The organism is Mesorhizobium sp. M4B.F.Ca.ET.214.01.1.1, from assembly GCF_004791545.1.
In the GTDB taxonomy this organism is placed as follows: domain Bacteria; phylum Pseudomonadota; class Alphaproteobacteria; order Rhizobiales; family Rhizobiaceae; genus Mesorhizobium; species Mesorhizobium abyssinicae.
On record NZ_SRUX01000015.1, the window covers coordinates 138,910 to 160,157 of the forward strand.

Sequence of the window (21,248 nt, forward strand, 5' to 3'; positions counted from 1 at the left end):
AACTTAACTGACAAGTAAAGAAATCCGAAACAAGCCGGATCGTCAATGGGAGTTTAGCGATGCTGCAAGAGCGCATCGAAGGACGGTGGCTGGACTGCTTCCGCCGCGTCTTCGTACTAAATGCTATCGGCAATGGGACAAGGGTGGCGATCCTGTCTGAGACGCAGTCGCGTCCGGTGCTGGTCCATCTGTCGGAACTCGCCCTGCACGATCTCGGTGCCGAATTCTGCATGATCCAGATGCCGACGCCGCGCCAGACGGCGCCGGTGCCGGTGAAGTCCACCGGCACGTCCTGGGCGATCCAGGGCAACCGCGCCGTGATCGAGGCGCTGAAGCTCTGCGAGGTGATCGTCGACTGCACGGTCGAGGGGCTGATCCATGCCCCGGAATGGCCCGAGATCGAGGCGGCAGGACGAACCCGCCTCCTGGTCGTCACGAACGAACATCCTGAAATCCTCGAGCGCACCGAGCCGACGGCCGAGCTCGGCCCGAAGGTGGCGCTCGGCGTGCAGATGCTGCGCGAGGCGCGCGAGATGCGCGTCACCTCGCCGGCCGGTACCGATCTCGTCATCGATTTGCGCAACGCACCCTGCGGCGGCACGCCGGGCTTCGGCACCACGCCCGGCGCGGTGGCACACTGGCCGGGCGGGCTCTGCCTCGCCTTTCCCGGAAAGAACTGCGTCAACGGCCGGATCGTCATGGACGTTGGCGACATGAACCTGACGTTCAAGACGACGCTCACCAGCCGCATCGACTTCACCGTCGAGGACGACTTCGTCACCGCCATCAAGGGCGACGGCGTCGATGCCATCCATTTCCGCGAATACATGGAAGCCTGGAACGACCGTAACGCCTACGGCATGAGCCATGTCGGCTGGGGCATGCATCCGCGTGCCCGCTGGGTCTCGGCCGCCATGTACGACAAGCGTGACATGCAGGCTGTGGAGTTCCGCGCGCTGGCGGGATCGTTCCTGTGGTCCACAGGCGCCAACCAATATGCCGGCCGCTACACGCTCGGTCATTTCGACCTGCCGATGCGCAACTGCACAATCACTCTGGACGGGAACGTCGTCGTCAAGGACGGCCTCCTGCAAGGCGAACTGGCGTCCTGACGCCCTCGGAGAAGACCATGAGCGACATTGCCGATTACTACGACCTCTCCCGCATCCGCCCGCAGGTGCAAGCCAAGCTGCGGCTGGTCAACGAGCTTGGCCGCGATAAATTCGCGTCGCGCGCCAAGGGGATCGACGATGACGCCTCCTTCCCGGTCGAGAACTACAAGGATTTGGCGGCTGAAGGCTTTCTCGGGCTCTGCATCCCGGAGGAATTCGGTGGCTGGGGCTTCTCGATGTTCGAGTATGCGATGGTCGGCGCCGAGATCGGCAAATACTGCGGCGCCACCGCACTGACCTTCAACATGCACAACTCGTCCATGGCTTGGTCGCGCTTCATGTTCGATATGCCGAACCTGACGCCCCAGGAGAAGGCGGCATTCGCGCCGCTGCGCGAGCGCCAGTTCCGCCGCGCCATCGCCGAAAAAGCGATCTATTCGCAGCCGATCTCCGAGGGTGGCCAGAACTGGACCTCGAAGCCGAACCAGACGCAGTGCCGCAAGGTCGACGGCGGCTGGAAGATCAACGGCTTCAAGAAATTCGCCTCGCTGGCCGGCTATTGCGACTACTACACCATCGTTTGCACCGAGGTGTTCGAGGGCCGCGAGCCGCGCCACGAGGACACCATGCTGTTCGTCGTCCACAAGGATGCGCCGGGCCTCAGCGTCAAGGGCGACTGGGATCCGCTCGGCATGCGCGGCACCAACAGCCGCGACCTCATCCTGAAGGACGTCTTCGTCACCGAATTGGACCTCTTGATGCCGCGGGGCATCTTCGGCAAGACGCTGCCCAACTGGCCTCACATGATGGTGACCCTTTCGCCCACCTATATGGGTGTCGCGCAGGGCGCCTTCGACTTCATGGTCGACTATCTCAAGGGCAAGGTGCCCGGCCAGCCACCAATAGATCGGCGCATGTATGCGACCAAGCGTATCGCGGTGGGCAAGATGTACGCCCGGCTGGCGAACATGCGCGCGCTGTGGTGGCAGGCTTTCGGCGAGTCGAAAGGCTTTCCGACCAAGGGCGAGGTGCTGCGCATGTACGCCGCGCAATACAACGTCATGGAAGGCGCGGCCGAGATGACGTCGATGGCCATCCGCACCTGCGGCGGCCAGTCGATGCTGAAATCGCTGCCGCTGGAGCGGATGTACCGAGACAGCCGCTGCGGTGCGCTGATGCTGCCCTTCACATCCGAGATCATGGAAGACTACCTCTCGGTGCTGGCGCTCTACGAGATGGACGAGATCGACTCCGCCCCTGGCGATGAAGGCGGCGCCCGCATGTCGCTGTGGCGCGGCGAGCACGGCGCCGCGCGATCGGCCCGGTAGACGCCAATGGCGCGCGAAACGGTCGAGGTCGTCGGCGTCTCAGCTGCCTCGCCGGAGGCGGTGTGGTCCGTCGTTTCGGACTTCTGCGGACAATGGCACCCGGCCATCGCCACCATCCACGCCGAGCGCGACGCGCGAGGCGCCCTGGTTCGCGCCTTTACCGCTCATGGGGAGGGTACCGTCTATCGCGAGCAACTCACCTGGCTGAGCGACAGCGACCGCACGCTTGCCTACACACATCTCGAAGGCATTGCCGGCGCGCAATCCTATGACGGCCGCATTGCCATAGGCGCCGGCGATCATGGCGGCAGCACCCTGCGCTGGAGCGCGCGGGTCGAGGCCGCCTCGCCGCGGTTGCAGGCGATTTGCGAGGGCACGAAGGCGATCTTCGAAGCGGGCATCGCCGCCCTGTCGGAGACAACGCTCGCTACCGACGCGACGGAGCAGCCAAGGCCCCTGCCCGCCTCTGCCGCCACGCGGGACATAGTCATCGATGGCGAGCCTCGCCTCGCGCTAACGACGACGGACAGCGACGGTCCGCTCTGCCTGTTCCTGCACGGCATCGGCGGCTCGCGCGGCAACTGGCTGCCGCAACTCGCGGCCGCAGGCGGCGTGATGCGCGCGGCGGCACTCGACTTGCGCGGCTACGGCGGCAGCGCGCTCGGGCGAATGCAGTCGACCGTAGAGGACTACTGCGACGACATCCTGCGCGTGAAGGAAGAACTTGGCGCCGATCGGCTGGTGCTGGTCGGCCTCTCCCTGGGCTCGTGGATCGCCACCTCCTTCGCCATGCGCCACCCGGAGATGCTGGCGGGGCTGGTCCTTTCGGGTGGCTGCACCGGCATGTCGGAGGCAAGCCTCGAGGAGCGCGAGACCTTCCGTGTCAGCCGCAAGGTGCCGCTGGATGCCGGCCAGACGCCGGCCGATTTCGCTCCCGCGGTGGTGAAAGTGCTGGCGGGGCCGAACGCCTCCGACGCGGTGAAGGAACAGCTTTTCCGGTCAATGGCGGCGATCCCGTCCGCCACCTATCTCGACGCGCTCGTCTGCTTCACGAATCCCTCCGAGGGTTTCGATTTCTCGCGCCTGACCATGCCGGTGTTGATGATGACGGGCGAGCACGACCGGCTGGCGTCGCCATCGGAGATCCGCAGCGTTGCCGGGCGAATGCTCGACCAGGCCTCCCGGCCAGACATCCGCTACGAGACCATCCTAGATGCCGGCCATGTCTGCAATGTCGAGCAGCCCGCAGCCTACAGCCGCATCCTGCTGGACTTCCTGAGGAAACTGCCGCGATGACCGCCTTGTCCCGCCGACAGCAAAACAAGATCGAGCGCGAGCGGCGCATCCTGGAAGCCGCGCTGAAGGTCTTTTCCGAAATGGGCTATTCCGGCGCCAACATGGATGCCGTCGCTCTCGAGGCGAACCTGTCGAAGCCAACGCTTTACCAGTACTTCCAGTCCAAGGAAGCGCTGTTCTCGGCCATGATGCTTGGCGAGCGCGACCAGATGCTGGCGGTCTTCGAACATCCTTCCGATCGCGGCATGGTGGCGGACCTGCTGGAATTTTCCTGGGACTACGCCGACACCGTGCTGCGTCCGGACCTCCTGTCGCTGGCAAGGCTCATCATTGGCGAGGTGCAACGCTTTCCGGAGATCGGCCGCGCCTATCAGGAGGTGGGGCCGGACCGCCTGCTGCGCGGCATCATGGATTATCTGCAAGGCCAGCGACGCGGCGGCCGGCTGGCTTTCGACGACGCCGAACTCGCCGCGCAGGATCTATGGGGCCTGATCCTGTCGGCGCCGCGCACGCAGGCCCTCTACATGCCGGACCACTCGCCCTCGCGCGCCGAGATCGCCCGCTATCTGAACAACGGCCTCAAGGTATTCCTCAAGGCCTATTCGACACAGCCCGAGACTGATCTCGCCGAACTCGCACGACTTATCGGCGCCCATTCCCTCAATCAGGTGCAACATGACGCTTGACGATTATATGGCCGACCCGGCCAGCCGCTTTGCCACGGTCGCGATGACCGACACCAACGGGCTGCTGCGCGGGCAGATGGTCTCGGCCAACAGCCTCAAGGGCATTGCCAAGAACGGCATGGGCATGGCCCCCGCGCAACTGGCGCTGGACCCGACCGATGCGATGCTCATCATTCCTGGCGTCAATGACGATAAGGGTGATTTCCACGATGACCCCTTGCAGCTCGATCCCGGTTCCGTCCGCCGCCTGCCGTGGTCGAAGGCCGGGCATGACCTGCTGGTGCTGTCGAACTACACCGGTGCTTCATCACAGATATGCCCCCGCGCGATCCTGAAATCCGTTCTTGCCCGTGCCGGCGAAGCGGGGCTGGTGCCGAAATACGGAATGGAGCTGGAATACACGCTGTTCGACGAGACGCCGGAGAGCGCGAAGGCGAAGGGCTATCGCAATCTCAAGACCGCGACGGCGCATGCAAGCCACGACCTGATCCTTTACCAGGTCGTCCAGACCGAGTGGTACGAGGCCGTGGCCGCCATGTGCGAGCCGCTGAAGATCGACCTCGCCAAGATGCACGAGGAAATCGGCGCGGGTTTCATGGAGGCGTGCATCGGCGCCGGCGAGGGCATGGGGCCGGCCGACCAGCTGGTTCTCCTGAAGAACTTCATCCGCGCGCTGGCGCTGCGGCAGGGCCGGTCGGTCACCTTCATGCCGCGCTGGAACGAAAAGGCGGATAGCCAGTCGATCCACCTGCACATCAGCCTGAAGGACAAGACAGGCAGGTCCCTGTTCTGGGACGCGCAGGAGAAGAACGGCGTCAGCCGCACTTTTCGCCACTTCCTTGGCGGGCTGCAGGCCTATGTCGGTGACGCGACGCTAGTTTTTCAGCCGACGGTGAACAGCTACCGGCGTTTCGCCCCCGGCACTTTCGCGCCGCCTGGCCTGACATGGGGTTTCGAAAACCGTACCACCTGCTTTCGCCTCGTCGGTCATGACGCGGGGTCCCTGCGGGTGGAAAATCGCCTGCCCGGCGCAGATTCCAATCCCTACCTCTCGGCCGCCGCAACCATCGCGGCCGGGGTCGCCGGCGTCATCGGTGAGATCGAGCCAGATCCCGAAACCATCGGCTCGGGTTATGCGCAGCAACCCGCTCGCGACTTCGCCCGCTCGATGCCGGATGCAATCGACCGGCTGCGCGGCTCCGCCTTCGCCAAGGACTGGCTGGGCGCACGCTTTGTCGAGGCGTTCACGGCCACTCGCGAAAGCCAGCACAACGAGTTCCGTCGCAAGGTTCCGGACGTCGAGCTGGAACGCTTCTTCGACCTGGGGTGAATGAACATGGATACCGATCTGCGCGCCCGTTTCATCGAAGGCATGAGCCGCGTGGCCGCCGCCGTCACCGTGGTGACCACGGACGGCGAGGCAGGTCGTTTCGGCGTGACCGTTTCATCGATGACGTCGGTGTCCGCCGACACCAGCCGGCCTTCATTGCTGATCAGCGTCCATCACCTCAGCCCCGCATGCGAGGCGATCAAGAAGAACAGGCGGTTCTGCGCCAACGTGCTCAGCGGCAACCAGAGTTTCGTCTCGGATCTCTTCTCCGGCCGCCTCAAGCATTTGAACCAGGACCGGTTCGGCGCGATCGCTTGGCATCCCGGCGCGACCGGCGCGCCGATCATCGATGGCGCTGTCGTTTCTCTCGACTGCGAACTCAAGACGGCGCTGATGTGGGGAACCCATTTCCTCTTTATCGGCGAGGCCGAGACCATCGACCTTTCGGCGCAGCGCTCGCCGCTGGTCTACGGCAATCGCGGCTACCGGCGCGCCATCCCGATCATGCCGGATGACCATCGACCGCCACACCCGGAGAACCATCTCAGCATCGGCTTCTTCATCACGCTTGGACCGCAATTCGTGCCGGACCTCGTCGCCGGCTTCGCCAGCCAGCAGCCGGATGTCGACATCCGCCTTCTGGAAGCCGACCATGACGATCTCATCGAGCAGATGCGGGCCGGCAGGATCGAGGCAGCGATCACTTTCGGGGCGGTGAACGAAGCTGACCTCGATGCCGAACTGGTCTGCCCTCCGGCTCCGCATGTGCTGTTGAACGCCAGCCACGCATTGGCCGGCAGATCCAGTCTGCGGCTAAGCGATTTGGCTGAACTGCCCATGATCCTGCTGGATTATCCCTCGGTGCACTCGGCCACGGACACCCTGTTCAAGCGCGGCGGGCTGCAACCGCACATCCGCTTCCAGTCGCCTTCCTTCGCCATGGTGCGCGGCCTGGTCGCGCAGGGTCTTGGATATTCGATCGTCCCGCAGGCGCCGCAGGCCAGGACCGCGCCCGACGGCAAGGAGATCCTCGCCATACCGCTGGACGAGGACTTCCCGGAAGGGGCGGTCGTGGCGATCACGCCACGCGGCAACGGCCGCAGCGAATGGGTCGGGCAGTTTCTGGCCAAATGCCGGCGGTCCTTCGGGCATGCCGCCAACGGAGAGGGATGACGGCCGGACGAAACGGCCGAGCGGTAACAGACATCAACAAACAATGGACCGGTCAATCGGCCATGGGGAACAGAGAGGGAGAACGACAGAAATGAGTACCGCAGGAAGCAATCAACTTCGCAGGAATTCGCTAGGACTGATCGCCGTGACCTTCATGGTGATCTCGGCAGCAGCTCCCCTGACCGGCGTGGCCGGCGCGATGCCGCTGGCGTTCATGCTTGGCAATGGCGCCGGTATTCCAGCGACCTTCATTTTCGTGACGCTGGTGATGCTCGCTTTTTCGGCCGGTTACGTGGCCATGTCGCGGCATGTCACCAATGCTGGCGCCTTCTACGCCTATGCCGCGCGCGGTCTCGGCGGGCGCTCCGCCGGCGCCGTGGCGCTCGTGGCCCTGGTCGCCTACAACGCCATGCAGTTCGGACTGATCGGTCTGCTGGGCGGAATCGCCTCCGGGGTCTTCAGCGAGCTCGGACTGGTCCTGCCTTGGTGGGGGTGGAGCCTGATCGCCGTCGTCCTGGTCGCCATTTTGGGCTACCGGCAGGTGGACCTGTCGGCAAAAGTTCTCGTCGTGGCCGTCGCGCTCGAATATCTGATTGTCCTGATCGTCGACTTTGCCATCCTCGGCAAGGGCGGCGACCACGGGCTGGCGCTGAACGTGTTCGATCCCGCCGCGATGTTTTCGGGTTCGCTGACCGCTGCGATCCTGTTTTGCCTGGGTTCCTTCATCGGCTTCGAGGCAACCACGATCTATGCCGAGGAAGCCCGAGACCCGGAAAGGACCATTCCGCGCGCCACTTATCTTTCGGTGCTGATGATCGGCATATTCTTCGTGTTCACCACCTGGCTGATGATCGTTGGCATAGGTGCCGACAAACTGGTCCCGACCATCCAGGGCTATGGCGATCCATCAGCGCTCTTCTTCGATCTGGCGGGGCGCTATGTCGGCGGGCCGATACCGACGATTGCCGGTATCTTGCTCGTATCGAGCCTCTTTGCCGCGTTGTCGGCCTTCCACAACTACATCGCCCGATACAGCTACGTGGCAGGACGCGAGGGCCTGTTGCCCGCCGCCTTCGGGCGCACCCATGCAGATCACCAGAGCCCCCACATCGGCTCGGTCGTGCAGACGATCGGCGCCCTGATTGTGCTGGCGATCTTTGCCGGCCTCGGGCTCGATCCGGTGCTCAACATGTTCACCTGGATCAGCCAGGTCGGCACGCTCGGCGTGCTCGGCATGATGACCGTCACCTCGCTCTCGGTGATCGTCTTCTTCCGCAACAAGCAGGCTGGCGCGCCGGCGCTGTCGACTGTGGTCCTGCCTGCCTTGTCGGGGCTGATCATGGCGGCCCTGTTCGTCTACATCTTTCTGCATTTTGGCGACCTCACCGGCACCACCGGCGGCGCGCTAGGGGTCATCTTGCCGGCATTGATCCCGGCCGCCGCCGTGGTCGGATATGGGCTGTCGCTGCGACTGGAGAGGGCAGATCCGGCCCGCTTCGCCCGCATGGGTGAAAATCAGGCCTGATATTGCCTATGCGGAAGCGTGCGTGGTCGCGCTTCCGCCAGCAAACGGAAGTGATATCAGCGCCAAACATTTTAAGCTTTAAACAACTGGACTCCTGTGCCACCGTCGGCTGGTCGTTTCCATTGCACATTTCACGACGGGTGGAGGTTTGCGAATGCTTGGTCGGTCTGCACATGTCGATACGTTCGCGCGTGACAATCTTCCGCCCGGCGATCAATGGCCTGACCTTCCGCTCGATGGGTTCGACTATCCGGAGCATCTCAATGCCGCGGTAGAGCTGACCGATCGGCAGGTCGAGCGCGGCTTCGGCGATCATGTAGCGCTGATCGGCAACGGTCGCCGCAGGACCTACAAGGAACTGTCCGACTGGACCAACCGCCTGGCGCACGCGCTCGTCGAGAACTACGGCCTGCGGCCGGGCAACCGCGTGCTGATCCGTTCAGCCAACAACCCGGCTATGGTGGCGTGCTGGCTGGCCGCTACCAAGGCAGGCGCGGTCGTGGTCAACACCATGCCGATGCTGCGATCAGGCGAACTGTCGCAGATCGTGGACAAGGCCAAGATCACGCTTGCGCTATGCGACACGCGGCTGATGGACGAGATGGTGGCTTGCGCCAAGGACAGCCGCTTCCTCAAGCAGGTCGTCGGCTTCGATGGCACGGCCAATCACGACGCAGAGCTCGACCGCGCGGCCCTCGACAAGCCGGTCGTATTCGATGCCGTGGAGACCGGTCGCGACGACGTGGCCCTGCTTGGGTTCACGTCGGGCACCACCGGCTCGCCAAAGGCGACGATGCATTTTCATCGGGACCTGCTGATCATCGCCGACGGTTATGCGCGCGACGTCCTGCAGGTCACGCCCGAGGACATTTTCGTCGGCTCGCCGCCGATCGCCTTCACCTTCGGCCTCGGCGGACTTGCCATCTTCCCGCTCCGCTTCGGCGCCACGGCGACGCTGCTGGAGCACGCCTCTCCGGCCAACATGATCGAGATCATCGAGAGATATGGCGCGACCATCGTGTTCACGGCTCCGACGGCCTACCGGGCGATGATCGCCGCGCTCGACGAAGGGGCCAATCTTTCGTCGCTTCGGATCGCGGTTTCTGCCGGTGAAACCCTTCCCGCGCCGGTGTTCGAGGCCTGGGTGCAGCGGACTGGCAAGCCGATTGTGGACGGCATCGGCGCAACCGAGATGCTGCACATCTTCATATCCAACCGGCTGGACGATCTCGCGCCGGGCAGGACCGGGCGTCCGGTTGCCGGCTACGAGGCCCGGATCGTGGATGCCGATATGAACGAGTTACCGCGTGGCGAGGCCGGCCGGCTAGCCGTCCGTGGCCCGACGGGCTGCCGCTACCTGAATGATCCCCGGCAGAAGGACTATGTGCGCGACGGCTGGAACCTGACAGGGGACTCGTTCTTCCGGGATGAGGAGGGCTATTTCCATTTCGCCGCCCGCTCTGACGACATGATAATTTCCTCAGGCTACAACATCGCTGGTCCCGAAGTTGAGGCGGCCTTGCTTTCCCACCCCCATGTCAAGGAATGCGCTGTCGTCGGCGTCCCGGACATCGGTCGTGGGCAGATCGTGGAGGCGCATGTCGTCCTGATCGACGGGATCGACCCGGGTGAGTTGGAGCAACGCCTCTTGCAGGATCATGTCAAAGCCACCATCGCGCCCTACAAATATCCGCGTTCGATCAAGTTCACCGATGCGCTTCCAAAGACGCAGACTGGCAAGATCCAGCGGTTCAAGCTGAAAGCGCATACCGGCACCTGAGCCCATCGTGCTCAGGTGCCAGCCTAGGCTGAAGGAAGTCGCTCGGTGTTTTTCTGGCGGCGGCCGAGGCCTCGACCAAGCAGCTGTTGGCCGGCTCTTTTTGTCGACGAAAACAACGAACTACCCGAGAGTTTGGCTCGCCAGAGCATAGGTCTTCGGCATAGCCGGGCCGCCGGCAGCATAATCGGCGAGGCGCTTGCCCAGCGACATGGTCAGCACCGTGTCGAAGACCGGCATTCCGCTGTGCGACAGGAGGGCGGCGAAGTCGCCATTGTCCACATGCGTGTCGATCCTGAGGAAGGACCCCGAGTGGTCGGCCACGTGCGGCCGGACGACCGCCACGGCGTCGGCGTCGCTTTCCGCCACGACCGGCCCAACGACATGGCCCCGCCCGAACGGGCGGCAGAGCGCGAAGGCTTTCAGCCTGTCGCCCTTGAAAAGGCCATAGCCGGCTGAGTGCGCGAAGAGCTTTTCGATGAGCGCCGCCCGCCTGACGCCAAATCCCGCCCCATCGAGCGTGATCGCCGCGGGAATGTCGCCTTCACCCAAAGTCCGGACATCGCCCCTGGTCTCTGCCAGCCTACCCGTCCCCTCCGCACGAACGATACCCTGGCATTGGTAGACGGTCTTCTCCGGCTGGAAGTCGAGCGAAAGATAGAGCCGTCTTGCCGCTCGGGTTGCATTGAGGCGCAGGTCGCGCCCGGCGACCTTCTCGAAGACCCGCTTCATCAGCCATTGCCCGGCTCCGAGCGTCTGCAGTCGCGGCGAGGTGATGACCATTCCCACGGTCGCGAAGTCGGCGCCATGCTCGAACCACATGGCCGAACCGAGAACGCGGCCAATTTCATCGAGCGCCACGAAGCCGCGTCCCGATTCGCGCAGGAACTGCCAGTCTTCGGCCCGGTGCGGCCATCCCACGGACAGGGAGTGCGCGTGCAACCGGTCGAGTTCGATGCCCTCGATGTCGCCGATGCGCATCGAGAAGGTATCGATTTTCAAGCTTCCGGACGGCTTCAAGTCCATGCCCCTGAAAGATTGCCGCACTAGAGGGTGACGCCCTCGCCCCGCCCACGCTAAACAAGCAGACCGGTAGGATTTGCTCGAAAGCCGCGCGCCAACGCTAGATTCAACTCAAACACTTCCGCTTTCGGCACGCAATCGCGAAAGAACGCCCACATCCTCTCCGGAAATCTAGCACCATATGGTCGTCGGCACCGATCCCGGCGACCCGAAATCTTTCAAGGGTTGGAATGGACGTCTCCGACATCCTCGACCGTCTCGTCGCCTTTCCATCGGTCGCCGGCAAACCGAACGGCGACATCGCCGGCTGGATCGCGGCCCATCTTGCGCAACACGGGGCGCAGGTCACCCTGCTTCCGGGGCCGGAAGGCGACCGTTCCAACCTGTTCGCGACGATCGGCCCCGCCGATGTCCCGGGCTACATGCTGTCCGGCCACATGGACGTCGTCCCGGCCGGCGAGCCGCAATGGAGCTCGGCCCCTTTCGCGCTGCGCCGGGAGGGCGAACATCTCTACGGGCGTGGCACCACGGACATGAAGGGGTTCCTTGCCGCCGCGCTGGCGGCTGTGCCTCACCTGACAGAACTGCGTCTGGCCAGACCGATCCACCTCGCCTTCTCCTACGACGAGGAGGTCGGATGCCGCGGCGTGCCGCATCTGATCGCCCGCCTTCCCGAACTTTGCGCGAAACCGCTCGGCGTCATCGTCGGCGAGCCGAGCGGCATGCGCGCCGTGCGCGGCCACAAGGGCAAGGCGGCGGCTCGGGTGACGGTCAACGGGCGGTCCGGCCATTCGTCGCGACCCGATCTCGGGCTCAACGCCATCCATGCCATGGCCGCTGCGCTGGGCGCGGCCGTCAGCGAAGCCGAGCGGCTGACGTGCGGTCCGTTCGACCCCGCCTTCGAGCCGCCCTATTCCTCGCTGCAGGCGGGCGTGGTGACGGGTGGGCAGTCGGTCAACATCATTCCAGACACCTGCACGCTGGACCTGGAGGCCCGCGCCATACCCGGCGTCGACCCGGCCAGCCTGCTCGCGCCGGTCAGGGCGCGAGCCGAAGCCCTTGCGGTCGACGGCTTTCGGATCGAGTGGACGCCGATGAGCGCCTATCCGGCGCTGTCGCTGCCGCAGGACGCTGCACTGGCGGCACTGTTGGCCGAGTTGACCGGCGAAGCGCCGCTCGCCGCCGTCAGCTACGGCACGGAGGCCGGACTCTACCAGGCCGCCGGCTTCGATGCGATCATCTGCGGCCCGGGCGACATAGGTCGCGCCCACAAGCCCGACGAATACATCCTCGCCAGCGAGCTCGCCGCCTGCCAGCGATTGATCGAGGCGCTGGGCGCCCGCTGCGCGGCTTGAAGGGGAACCGGGATGACCTTCCTGTTCAATTCCGATGCGCGCCGCGGCGCGGTCTTCGCAGAGGCCTTCGCCGAGGAACTGCCGGACATCCCCTTCACGACGAATGCAGCAACAGTCGATCCCGACGCGGTACGCTATCTCATCACCTGGACTGCGCCGGAAGACCTCGCGCGCTATAGGAACCTGGAGATCCTGTTTTCCATCGGCGCCGGCGTAGACCAGTTCCGCCTCGATAGGGTGCCGGAACAGGTGAAGATCGTGCGTACGATCGAGGAAGGCATCGTGCGCATGATGCAGGAATATGCGACGCTTGCCGTGCTTGCGCTCCACCGCAACCTCCCTGGATATCTGGCACAGCAACGCGCCGGCGAATGGCGCGACATATCGCAGCTTCAGGCCGCCTCGCGCCGGATCGGCGTGCTCGGCCTGGGGCAGCTCGGCCAGGCCGTCCTCGACCGGTTGAAGCCGTTCGGCTTTCCGCTTGCCGGTTGGAGCCGCTCGCCACGGCGGATCGAGGGCGTGACCTGTCACGATGGCCGGCACGGGCTGCAGGAGATGCTTGCGGCCAGCGACATTCTGGTCTGCCTGCTGCCGCTGACCGAGGAGACGCGCGGTTTCCTCGATGCCGAGCTGTTCGCGAAGCTGCCCAAGGGCGCGGCGCTCGTCCACGCCGGTCGGGGGCCGCAACTCGACCAGGAAGCGCTTGTCGCCGCGCTCGATAGCGGCCGCCTCTCGGCAGCGATGATCGATGTCACCGATCCCGAGCCTCTGCCCTCGGGCCATCCATTCTGGTCGCACCCGAAGATCATCCTGACACCGCATGTCGCCAGCGTCACCCAGCCGGCGACCGCTGCGCGGGCCGTCATCGACAACATCAAGCGCCACCGCGCCGGGCTCGATCCGATCGGGCTCGTCGACCGGTCGCGCGGCTATTGAAGCTCCAACCTGAAAGGTCATTCCTTGTCCCTGCTGAAGACCCTCGATACCGACCCGTCCTTCCCGCCACGCCAGTCCAAGGCGTTGCCCGAGCGGCTGATTGCCGGCGACCCGGCCTTCAAGACCTGGGCGCAGGACGCAGCCAAGGACGACCTCGTCCATACCGGCGTCTGGGAGGCGACGCCGGGGGAGACGCGCTCGATCAAGGGAAAGACTTTCGAGTTCTGCCACATCCTGTCTGGCGTGATCGAGATCACGCCAGACGGCGGCGAGCCGGTGACCTACGGCGCCGGCGACAGCTTCGTCATGAAGCCGGGCTTCACCGGGGTCTGGAAGACGATCGAAACGGTGCGCAAGATCTACGTGACGGTCGGGTGAACGGTCGGCGCGGTTTCAAGCGGCAGCGACAGATTTTGCCGTCCCGCGCGACACGCACGCAACAATCATCCGCGACGGTTCGACGAACGATGCAAGCTGCTTGCCCGCGCGCGCTAGGCTGCTGCCAACGCTGCTAAGTGGTTGCCCATGAGCCTGAGCTTCGATCCAAACACAATTCCCCTTCCCGTCGGCCATTTTGTCGGCGGGAAAATGATCGCGGCCGAGGGCGCGATCGAGATGCGCCGCCCGTCCGACGGCAAGGAATATGCCGCCTGCCCGGTGGCCGGCGCCGACATGATCGACCGTGCGGTGGACAGCGCCAGGGCGGCGCTGAAGGCCAGCAACTGGGGCGGCGTCCGGCCGCGCGAGCGCACCAGGGCGCTGCTGGCCTGGGCCGACCTGATCGAGGCCGAAGCCGCAACGCTGGCCAGGATCGAGGCGCTGTGCTCCACCCGCCCGGTCGGCCAGCTCATTGCCGGCGACATCGCGGTGACCGCCGAGCAGATCCGCTTCTTTGCGGAATTCGCCGACAAGGAAGGCAGCGAGCTCGTGCCAACCGACGACGCCAGTCTCGGCATGATCATGAGCGAGCCCTATGGCGTGGTCGGCGCGATCACGCCCTGGAATTTTCCCATCTCGATGGCCGGATGGAAGCTTGGCCCGGCGCTGGCCGCGGGCAATGCGGTGGTGCTGAAGCCATCGGAAATGACACCCTTTTCGGCTGTCTACATGGCGCAACTCGCCGTCAGGGCGGGTCTGCCGGCAGGGCTCATAAACGTGGTGCTAGGAGACGGTCCGACGACCGGAACGGCGCTGACCGGCCATCCCGAGATCGCCAAGGTCAGCTTCACCGGCTCGACTCGCGCCGGCTCGGCGATCATGGAGAACGTCGCTCGCACCGGCGTCAAGCCGATGACGCTGGAGCTTGGCGGCAAGAGCCCGCAGCTCGTCTTTGCCGATGCCGATCTGGACAAGGCGGCGACGGCGATCGCCGGCAGCGTCACCTTCAACGCCGGCCAGGCCTGCGTCGCCGGCACCCGGCTGATCGTCGAGAAGAGCGTGGCCGACAGGCTGACGACCGCGATCCTGGAGAAGATGAAGGCCGTGCGGCCTGGCCCGACCTGGGACGAGGCGACGCATTATTCGCCGATCATCTCGGAACGGCAGCGGGCGCGTGTCGACAGCATTGTGCGGGCTGCGGTGGCGGCAGGCGGCGAATGCCTGACCGGCGGCGCCGCCATGGATAGCCGCGGCTATTTCTACGCGCCGACACTGATCGCCAATGTAGATCAGTCCAATCCCGCGATCGTCGAGGAGATCTTCGGCCCGGTGCTCACCGTCCAGACCTTCGAGACCGAGGACGAGGCGCTGGCGCTGTCCAGCCATCCTACCTACGGGCTGGCTTCCGGCCTGTTCACTTCCGATCTATCGCGTACGATCCGTTTGGCGCGCAAGCTCGAAGCGGGCACGGTCTGGGTCAACCGCTACAGCCGCTCGCGCGACCACATCCTGCCGACCGGCGGCTACAAGCGCTCCGGCATCGGCAAGGACCTTGGCCGCGACGCCTATCTCGCCAACCGCAGGACCAAGAGCGTCCTGGTCAGCGTATGAAGGGATGCCGATGAAATCCTACTCGATCGCCCTGATCCCCGGTGACGGCATCGGCCGCGATGTCACCGCCGCCGCCTGGACGGTGCTGGAAACCGTGGCCAAACAGGACGGCTTTGTCCTGACGGGCACCGAGTTCCCCTGGTCCTGCCGCTTCTACAACGAGACCGGCCGCATGATGCCCGAGGATGGCATCGAGACCTTGCGCGGCTTCGACGCCATCCTTCTCGGCGCGGTCGGCTGGCCGGCGGAGGTGCCGGATTCGGTCTCGCTGCACGGCCTGCTGCTGCCGATCCGCAAGGCATTCGTGCAATATGCCAACATCCGGCCACACCGCCTGCTGCCTGGGGTCACGGGACCGCTGCGAGCGGAGAGCTTCGACATCCTGTGCATCCGTGAGAACACCGAGGGCGAATATTCCGGCGCCGGCGGGCGTGTGCACCAGGGCACTTTGGACGAGGTCGCGGTGGAGACATCGATCTTCACCCGCGCCGGCGTCGAGCGCATCCTGCGCTTCGGCTTCGAGCAGGCGCGATCACGGCGGGGCAAACTTGCTTCCGTCACCAAGTCCAACGCCCAGAAATACTCGATGGTGTTCTGGGACGAGGTCACCCGCAAGCTTGCGGGGGATTATCCGGACGTCGAGGTGACCAGCTATCATGTCGATGCGCTCGCGGCGCGCATGATCATGGCGCCGGAGAGCCTCGACGTGCTCGTCGCTTCCAACCTGTTCGGCGACATCCTGACCGACATCGGCGCGGCGATCCAGGGCGGGCTCGGCTATGCCGCCTCCGCCAACATCAATCCCGACCGTTCGGCGCCGTCCATGTTCGAGCCGGTGCACGGCTCGGCGCCCGACATCGCCCATCTCGGCATCGCCAACCCGATCGCCACCATCTGGTCCGGCGCCATGATGCTCGATCATCTCGGCGAAAAGGCTGCCGCCGGCCGCGTCATGAAGGCGCTCGAGGCGACAACCGCGCGAGGCATTGGAACAACCCCCGGCAAGGATCGCACACAAGCGATCACCGCTGCCGTCGTCGCGGCGCTCACCTGATTGCAAGGTCGTTTTCGATGAGAAACCTGAAAGACAAAAGCCTCTTCCGCGAAGCCGGTTTGATCGGCGGCGAATGGGTCATCGCCGACTCTGGCAAGACGGTCGATGTCATCGATCCGGCGACCCAGGCCGCGATCGGCACCGTGCCCGACATGGCCGCTCCGGAGACCCGCGCGGCCATAGACGCCGCGGCTGCTGCCTATGGGGATTGGAGGAAGAAAACCAACGCCGAGCGCGCTGCCCTCCTGGAGGCCTGGCATGGGCTGATGCTGGCGAATCTGGACGATCTTGCGCTGATCCTGACGACCGAACAGGGCAAGCCGCTGGACGAGGCCAAAGGCGAGATCCGCTACGGCGCGTCCTTCGTCAAATGGTTCGCCGAGGAGGCACGCCGCATCAACGGCCACACCATCCCCTCGCCGACGCAAGACCGGCGCATCATCGTGCTGAAGGAGCCGGTCGGCGTGTGCGGCATCATCACGCCGTGGAATTTTCCCAATGCGATGATCACCCGCAAGGTCGCGCCGGCGCTGGCCGCCGGCTGCACGGTGGTCATCAAGCCATCGGAGTTCACGCCCTATTCGGCACTGGCGCTAGGCGTGCTCGCCGAACGTGCGGGCATCCCCGCCGGCGTCATCAACATCGTCACCGGCGTGCCGGCCGATATCGGCAACGAGATCATGGCGAACGAGACCGTGCGCAAGATCTCCTTTACCGGCTCGACGCGGGTCGGCTCGCTGCTGATGCGCGGCGCGGCCGACAGCGTGAAGCGGCTCAGCCTCGAACTTGGAGGCAACGCGCCCTTCATCGTCTTCGACGACGCCGACCTCGATCTCGCCGTCGAGGGCGCGTTGGTTTCAAAATTCCGCAATGGCGGCCAGACCTGCGTTTGCGCCAACCGCATCATCGTCCAGGCCGGTGTCTACGAGACCTTCGCCGCGAAGCTCTCCGCCCGTGTCAACGCCATGAAGGTCGGGCCGGGCACCGAACCCGGCATCGCCATCGGGCCAATGATCAACATGGCCGCTGTCGAGAAGATCAACCGTCACGTCGAGGACGCGCTAGCCAAGGGCGCGGCGATCATCACCGAAAAGCCGGCGCTACCGGTCGGTCACCAGTATGTTGCGCCACTGGTGCTGACCGGCGCCACGAAAGACATGCAGCTTGCCGGCGAGGAAACCTTCGGCCCGGTCGCGCCGCTTTTCCGCTTCGAGACGGAGGAAGAGGCGATCTCGCTGGCCAACGGCACGCCTTACGGGCTTGCTTCCTACTTCTACACCGAGAATTTGAAACGCGCCTGGCGCGTCGGCGAGGCGCTGGAGTTCGGCATGGTGGGGCTCAACACCGGCTCGGTCTCGATGGAGGTGGCCCCCTTCGGCGGCGTCAAGCAGTCCGGTCTTGGGCGCGAAGGTGCCCAGGCCGGCATCGAGGAATATCTCGAGATGAAGAGTTTTCATATGGGAATAGGGGAGTAGGGGAGTAGGGGAGTAAGGCAGTAGGGAATGAGCGCCTGTACCCTACTCCCCTACTCCCCTACTGCCTCATTGTATCCGGTCAAGCGCCTTGTAGTAGAGGCCGACCATCGGCAGGAACCAGGGCTTGCCGGAATAGCCGGGAATGGAAGGCCATTCGAGCCCCTTTAGCGGATTGCGATCCTCGCGGCCGAGCATGGCATCGGCCAGGATCATACCGAGATGAGTGGAAAGCTGCGCCCCGTGGCCGGAATAGCCCATCGCGTACCAGACACCGCCATTGTATCCGGCGCGCGGAAAACGGTCCTTGGTCATGTCGACCAGCCCGCCCCAGCAATAGTCGATCTCGACCTTGGCAAGTTGCGGGAAGATCGCCGCGAGGCCGGCTCGCAATATCTCTCCGCTTTTGGCGTCGGAGTGCTGATCCGACGTTGCAGAGAAGCGCGCGCGGCCGCCGAAGATCAGGCGCTTGTCCGGCGAAAGCCGGAAGTAGTTGCCGATGTTCATGGAGGTCACGCATGTCCGGTTGCCCGGCATGGTCGTGGCGATCTCGGCATCGCTTAACGGCCGCGTGGCGATGATGAAGCTGCCGACGGAGATAATCCTGCGACGGAAATAACCGAAATTCGGCGTGGTGTAGGCACCGGTCGCCACCAGCACATTGTCGGCGCTGATCCGGCCGCGCGAAGTGGTCAGCTCATGCCTGCTGCCGGTCTGCTTGCGGTCCGTCACCCTGGTGTTCTCGTGGATCACGGCGCCGTGGCGGGCGGCGGCCGTGGCCAGGCCTGCCACATAGCGGCCCATATGCATCATGGCGCTCTTCTTCGACAGCATCGCGCCATGGAAGGGCGAACCGATCTCGGACTTGAGCTCCGCCGCCGACAGCAGCGCCGTGTCCGGATCCACCTCGGCATGGACGGCCTCGAAGTTGCGGGCGATCGCTTCGAAATGCTGCGGCTTGGAGGCGAGCTTCAGCTTGCCCGCGCGGCGGAAGTTGCAGTCGATGCTTTCCTCGGCGACCAGCGCCTCGATGGTATCGACGGAGTCGTCGAGCGCTCGGTACAGCGCGATTGCGCGTTCCTTGCCGAGTTCCGCCTTGGCCGAGAGGAAGCTATGGGCGAGGCCATTGTTCAGGTGCCCGCCATTGCGCCCGGATGCGCCCCAGCCCACCCGCTCCGCCTCCAGCACCGCCACCTTCGCGCCGGCCTTCGCCAGCTGGCGCGCGGCGGCGAGACCGGTGAAGCCGCCGCCGATGATGGCGGCATCGTAGTGACCCTCGACCGGGCCTTGCGCCGCGCCGGAAAAGTCGGGGGCGGTGTCGTGCCAGTAGGAGACGAACTTCATCGGCAATCCGCCCTGTTCAGAGACCGACCACGCCTGGAAGACCCGAAATGTCTGATATCTCGACATAGCCGTAGTACGGGTTGGCCGGTTCGTGGCCGCGGTTGACCCAGACCTTGTTCTTGATGCCGAGATCATGGGCCGACATCAGGTCGTAGCGGAATGACGACGAGCAGTGAAGGATGTCCTCCGGACCGCAGCCCAGCCTGTCGAACATATATTCGAAGGCCTTGAAGCGCGGCTTGTAGGCCTGCGCCTGCTCGGCCGTGTAGACGGCATGGAACGGCGCGCCGAGCTTCTCGACATTGGACATGATCTGCGCGTTCATGGCGTTGGACAGGATGACCAGCGGAATTTCCTTGGCGACTTTCGCCAGGCCGGCCGGAACGTCGGCATGCGGCCCCCAGGTCGGGACGCGCTCATAGACCATCTTCGCGTCGTCGGGGCTGAAGGCGACGCCGTTGCGCTTGCAGGAACGCTCGAGCGCGTTGTGGACGACATCGGCATAGGGCTTCCAGTCGCCCAGGATCTCGTCCAGCCGGTACGCCGCGAATTTCTTGATGAACTCCTGCATGCGCGGCTCGTCGAGCCGGCTGCCGTAGAGGTCGCGTGCGGCTTCCGCCATCTGGAAATTGGTCAACGTGCCGTAGCAGTCGAAGGTGATGTATTTGGGCCTGAAGGAAGCCATGTCCGTCGATCTCCGGTGGAAGCACATCCGCGTTCGGATGAATTCATCATAGGACGGCAGAAGGCGGCCGACCTGACCGAAATCGGCGTCCCGAAAGCAGAAAGTTCCGTATCCGCCATCCGGTTTGGCACGCTGTAGCATCTGGTGTGGCGATTACGTCGTCGCGCGAGACGTGAAGCGCGTCCGGCGCGGCGGGCGCGCCAGCACAAGATGCGGCGCATGCCTCGCGCTACGGCGAAAGATACTGTCCAGGCCAAAACCTTCAGACGATCTGCGGCGCGCCGATGGCCGAGACTTGATCAGCAGACGAAAGGATGCCTCATGCAGCAGGGCGAGATCGAACTCCAGGCCTTCGGGCCGGACCATATCGAGGGTGCGGTAGCGCTTTCTCGCCAGGAGAATTGGCCGCATCGCGCGCAGGACTGGCAGATGGCGCTGCAACTCTCGAGCGGCGCGGTCGCGCTCGACGACCAGGGCCGTGTCACCGGCACCATCCTGGTAACGCCCTATGGCAATGATTGCGCCATGATCAACATGGTGATCGTCGACAGGAATGTGCGGGGCCAGGGGCTCGGGCGCCGACTCATGGATCAGGCGATCGCCCTTGCCGGCGACCGTCCGCTGCGGCTCGTCGCGACGGCCGATGGCGAGCCGCTCTATGAAAAGCTCGGCTTCGTGCGCTCCGGTGCGATCCTGCAGCATCAGGGGAAAGTGACGGAGCTTGACGCGCCCGACGGCGTTGAAGCCGCAAGCATTGGCGATCTGCCGGAAATCAAGGCGCTCGATCGCGACGCTTATGGCGCCGACCGGGAAGCCCTGATCGATGCGCTGGCCGAGCGCGGTCACTTCGCAATCATCCGCCGCAACGGCGCCATCGAGGCCTATGCGGCGATCCGTCCCTTCGGGCGCGGCGAGGTGATCGGCCCGGTCATCGCGGCAAGCGCCGAGGCCGCGAAAGACCTGATCAGCTTTTTCGCCGCGCCGCGCGGCGGCGCCTTCCTGCGCGTGGATACCGACAGCCGGACCGGTATCGATGGCTGGCTCACCGAAATCGGCCTCGTCCATGTCGGCGGCGGCGTGGCCATGGACCGTCCGCCCAAGCCGGGGTCGGAACAGGCCAGGCCAAAAGTTTACGCCCTCGCCAACCAGGCGCTCGGCTAGGA

18 protein-coding genes are annotated in these 21,248 nt (G+C 64.8%); 15 read left to right on the forward strand and 3 right to left on the reverse strand.

The window, feature by feature from the left end:
• Nucleotides 1-59: 59 nt before the first annotated feature.
• From EN857_RS26365 to EN857_RS26400, 8 genes are all read left to right on the forward strand, one after another.
• Complete coding sequence (locus tag EN857_RS26365) at nt 60-1,112, forward strand: peptidase M29 (RefSeq protein ID WP_127393683.1); 1,053 nt, start codon at nt 60-62, stop codon at nt 1,110-1,112.
• A 17-nt stretch (nt 1,113-1,129) separates the two neighbouring features.
• On the forward strand, nt 1,130-2,440 hold the full coding sequence (locus tag EN857_RS26370; RefSeq protein WP_127283482.1) for an acyl-CoA dehydrogenase family protein: 1,311 nt from the start codon (nt 1,130-1,132) through the stop codon (nt 2,438-2,440).
• Between the two features lie 6 nt (nt 2,441-2,446).
• The gene (locus EN857_RS26375) at nt 2,447-3,736 is read left to right on the forward strand and encodes an alpha/beta fold hydrolase (protein ID WP_127283483.1); all 1,290 of its coding nucleotides are present in this window, start codon (nt 2,447-2,449) and stop codon (nt 3,734-3,736) included.
• Complete coding sequence (locus tag EN857_RS26380; RefSeq protein WP_127283484.1) at nt 3,733-4,422, forward strand: TetR/AcrR family transcriptional regulator; 690 nt, start codon at nt 3,733-3,735, stop codon at nt 4,420-4,422. The genes EN857_RS26375 and EN857_RS26380 overlap by 4 nt, the downstream gene beginning before the upstream one ends.
• On the forward strand, nt 4,412-5,752 hold the full coding sequence (locus EN857_RS26385; protein ID WP_127392283.1) for a glutamine synthetase family protein: 1,341 nt from the start codon (nt 4,412-4,414) through the stop codon (nt 5,750-5,752). Before EN857_RS26380 ends, EN857_RS26385 begins: the two co-directional genes overlap by 11 nt.
• 6 nt (nt 5,753-5,758) lie before the next feature.
• A complete protein-coding gene (locus tag EN857_RS34920) occupies nt 5,759-6,925 on the forward strand; it encodes a LysR substrate-binding domain-containing protein (RefSeq protein ID WP_210213996.1) in 1,167 nt (388 codons plus the stop codon).
• Nucleotides 6,926-7,016: 91 nt separating this feature from the next.
• Nucleotides 7,017-8,450: an APC family permease gene (locus EN857_RS26395; protein WP_127392284.1), complete on the forward strand. Its 1,434-nt coding sequence runs from the start codon at nt 7,017-7,019 to the stop codon at nt 8,448-8,450.
• Between the two features lie 154 nt (nt 8,451-8,604).
• Nucleotides 8,605-10,230: an AMP-binding protein gene (locus tag EN857_RS26400; protein ID WP_127392285.1), complete on the forward strand. Its 1,626-nt coding sequence runs from the start codon at nt 8,605-8,607 to the stop codon at nt 10,228-10,230.
• Nucleotides 10,231-10,350: 120 nt separating this feature from the next.
• Here the strand turns inward: EN857_RS26400 and EN857_RS26405 are convergent, their stop codons facing one another.
• Nucleotides 10,351-11,253, reverse strand: coding sequence for a GNAT family N-acetyltransferase (locus tag EN857_RS26405; RefSeq protein ID WP_127392286.1), 903 nt, complete (start codon nt 11,251-11,253; stop codon nt 10,351-10,353).
• 227 nt (nt 11,254-11,480) lie between these two features.
• Between EN857_RS26405 and argE the strand changes: the two genes are divergently transcribed.
• The 6 genes from argE to EN857_RS26435 all read left to right on the forward strand — a co-directional run bounded on the left by argE (nt 11,481) and on the right by EN857_RS26435 (nt 18,059).
• Nucleotides 11,481-12,605 carry an acetylornithine deacetylase gene (gene argE / locus EN857_RS26410; RefSeq protein WP_127392287.1) on the forward strand — a complete coding sequence of 375 codons (1,125 nt, stop codon included), beginning with the start codon at nt 11,481-11,483 and terminating at the stop codon, nt 12,603-12,605.
• Between the two features lie 12 nt (nt 12,606-12,617).
• Nucleotides 12,618-13,541: a glyoxylate/hydroxypyruvate reductase A gene (locus tag EN857_RS26415; RefSeq protein WP_127392288.1), complete on the forward strand. Its 924-nt coding sequence runs from the start codon at nt 12,618-12,620 to the stop codon at nt 13,539-13,541.
• 24 nt (nt 13,542-13,565) lie between these two features.
• Nucleotides 13,566-13,919, forward strand: coding sequence for a cupin domain-containing protein (locus tag EN857_RS26420; RefSeq protein ID WP_128346169.1), 354 nt, complete (start codon nt 13,566-13,568; stop codon nt 13,917-13,919).
• Nucleotides 13,920-14,066: 147 nt separating this feature from the next.
• Nucleotides 14,067-15,530, forward strand: coding sequence for an aldehyde dehydrogenase family protein (locus EN857_RS26425; RefSeq protein WP_135859336.1), 1,464 nt, complete (start codon nt 14,067-14,069; stop codon nt 15,528-15,530).
• 10 nt (nt 15,531-15,540) lie between these two features.
• A complete protein-coding gene (locus EN857_RS26430) occupies nt 15,541-16,584 on the forward strand; it encodes a tartrate dehydrogenase (RefSeq protein ID WP_128346289.1) in 1,044 nt (347 codons plus the stop codon).
• 17 nt (nt 16,585-16,601) lie between these two features.
• On the forward strand, nt 16,602-18,059 hold the full coding sequence (locus EN857_RS26435; RefSeq protein WP_127394081.1) for an NAD-dependent succinate-semialdehyde dehydrogenase: 1,458 nt from the start codon (nt 16,602-16,604) through the stop codon (nt 18,057-18,059).
• 66 nt (nt 18,060-18,125) lie between these two features.
• Here the strand turns inward: EN857_RS26435 and EN857_RS26440 are convergent, their stop codons facing one another.
• Nucleotides 18,126-19,400, reverse strand: a complete 1,275-nt coding sequence (locus EN857_RS26440) for an FAD-binding oxidoreductase (protein WP_128346288.1) — start codon at nt 19,398-19,400, stop codon at nt 18,126-18,128.
• Between the two features lie 16 nt (nt 19,401-19,416).
• Nucleotides 19,417-20,085, reverse strand: a complete 669-nt coding sequence (locus tag EN857_RS26445; RefSeq protein ID WP_127393181.1) for a haloacid dehalogenase type II — start codon at nt 20,083-20,085, stop codon at nt 19,417-19,419.
• A 321-nt stretch (nt 20,086-20,406) separates the two neighbouring features.
• On the opposite strand from EN857_RS26445, the gene EN857_RS26450 reads away from it, so the two are divergent.
• Nucleotides 20,407-21,246 carry a GNAT family N-acetyltransferase gene (locus EN857_RS26450; protein ID WP_135859337.1) on the forward strand — a complete coding sequence of 280 codons (840 nt, stop codon included), beginning with the start codon at nt 20,407-20,409 and terminating at the stop codon, nt 21,244-21,246.
• Nucleotides 21,247-21,248: the final 2 nt, after the last annotated feature.

Coding starts and splice junctions, on each gene's coding strand:
- EN857_RS26365 (WP_127393683.1), top strand. CDS start 60: ATGCTGCAAGAGCGCATCGAAGGACGGTGGCTGGACTGCTTCCGCCGC.
- EN857_RS26370 (WP_127283482.1), top strand. CDS start 1,130: ATGAGCGACATTGCCGATTACTACGACCTCTCCCGCATCCGCCCGCAG.
- EN857_RS26375 (WP_127283483.1), top strand. CDS start 2,447: ATGGCGCGCGAAACGGTCGAGGTCGTCGGCGTCTCAGCTGCCTCGCCG.
- EN857_RS26380 (WP_127283484.1), top strand. CDS start 3,733: ATGACCGCCTTGTCCCGCCGACAGCAAAACAAGATCGAGCGCGAGCGG.
- EN857_RS26385 (WP_127392283.1), top strand. CDS start 4,412: ATGACGCTTGACGATTATATGGCCGACCCGGCCAGCCGCTTTGCCACG.
- EN857_RS34920 (WP_210213996.1), top strand. CDS start 5,759: ATGGATACCGATCTGCGCGCCCGTTTCATCGAAGGCATGAGCCGCGTG.
- EN857_RS26395 (WP_127392284.1), top strand. CDS start 7,017: ATGAGTACCGCAGGAAGCAATCAACTTCGCAGGAATTCGCTAGGACTG.
- EN857_RS26400 (WP_127392285.1), top strand. CDS start 8,605: ATGCTTGGTCGGTCTGCACATGTCGATACGTTCGCGCGTGACAATCTT.
- EN857_RS26405 (WP_127392286.1), bottom strand. CDS start 11,253: ATGGACTTGAAGCCGTCCGGAAGCTTGAAAATCGATACCTTCTCGATG.
- argE (WP_127392287.1), top strand. CDS start 11,481: ATGGACGTCTCCGACATCCTCGACCGTCTCGTCGCCTTTCCATCGGTC.
- EN857_RS26415 (WP_127392288.1), top strand. CDS start 12,618: ATGACCTTCCTGTTCAATTCCGATGCGCGCCGCGGCGCGGTCTTCGCA.
- EN857_RS26425 (WP_135859336.1), top strand. CDS start 14,067: ATGAGCCTGAGCTTCGATCCAAACACAATTCCCCTTCCCGTCGGCCAT.
- EN857_RS26430 (WP_128346289.1), top strand. CDS start 15,541: ATGAAATCCTACTCGATCGCCCTGATCCCCGGTGACGGCATCGGCCGC.
- EN857_RS26435 (WP_127394081.1), top strand. CDS start 16,602: ATGAGAAACCTGAAAGACAAAAGCCTCTTCCGCGAAGCCGGTTTGATC.
- EN857_RS26440 (WP_128346288.1), bottom strand. CDS start 19,400: ATGAAGTTCGTCTCCTACTGGCACGACACCGCCCCCGACTTTTCCGGC.
- EN857_RS26445 (WP_127393181.1), bottom strand. CDS start 20,085: ATGGCTTCCTTCAGGCCCAAATACATCACCTTCGACTGCTACGGCACG.
- EN857_RS26450 (WP_135859337.1), top strand. CDS start 20,407: ATGCAGCAGGGCGAGATCGAACTCCAGGCCTTCGGGCCGGACCATATC.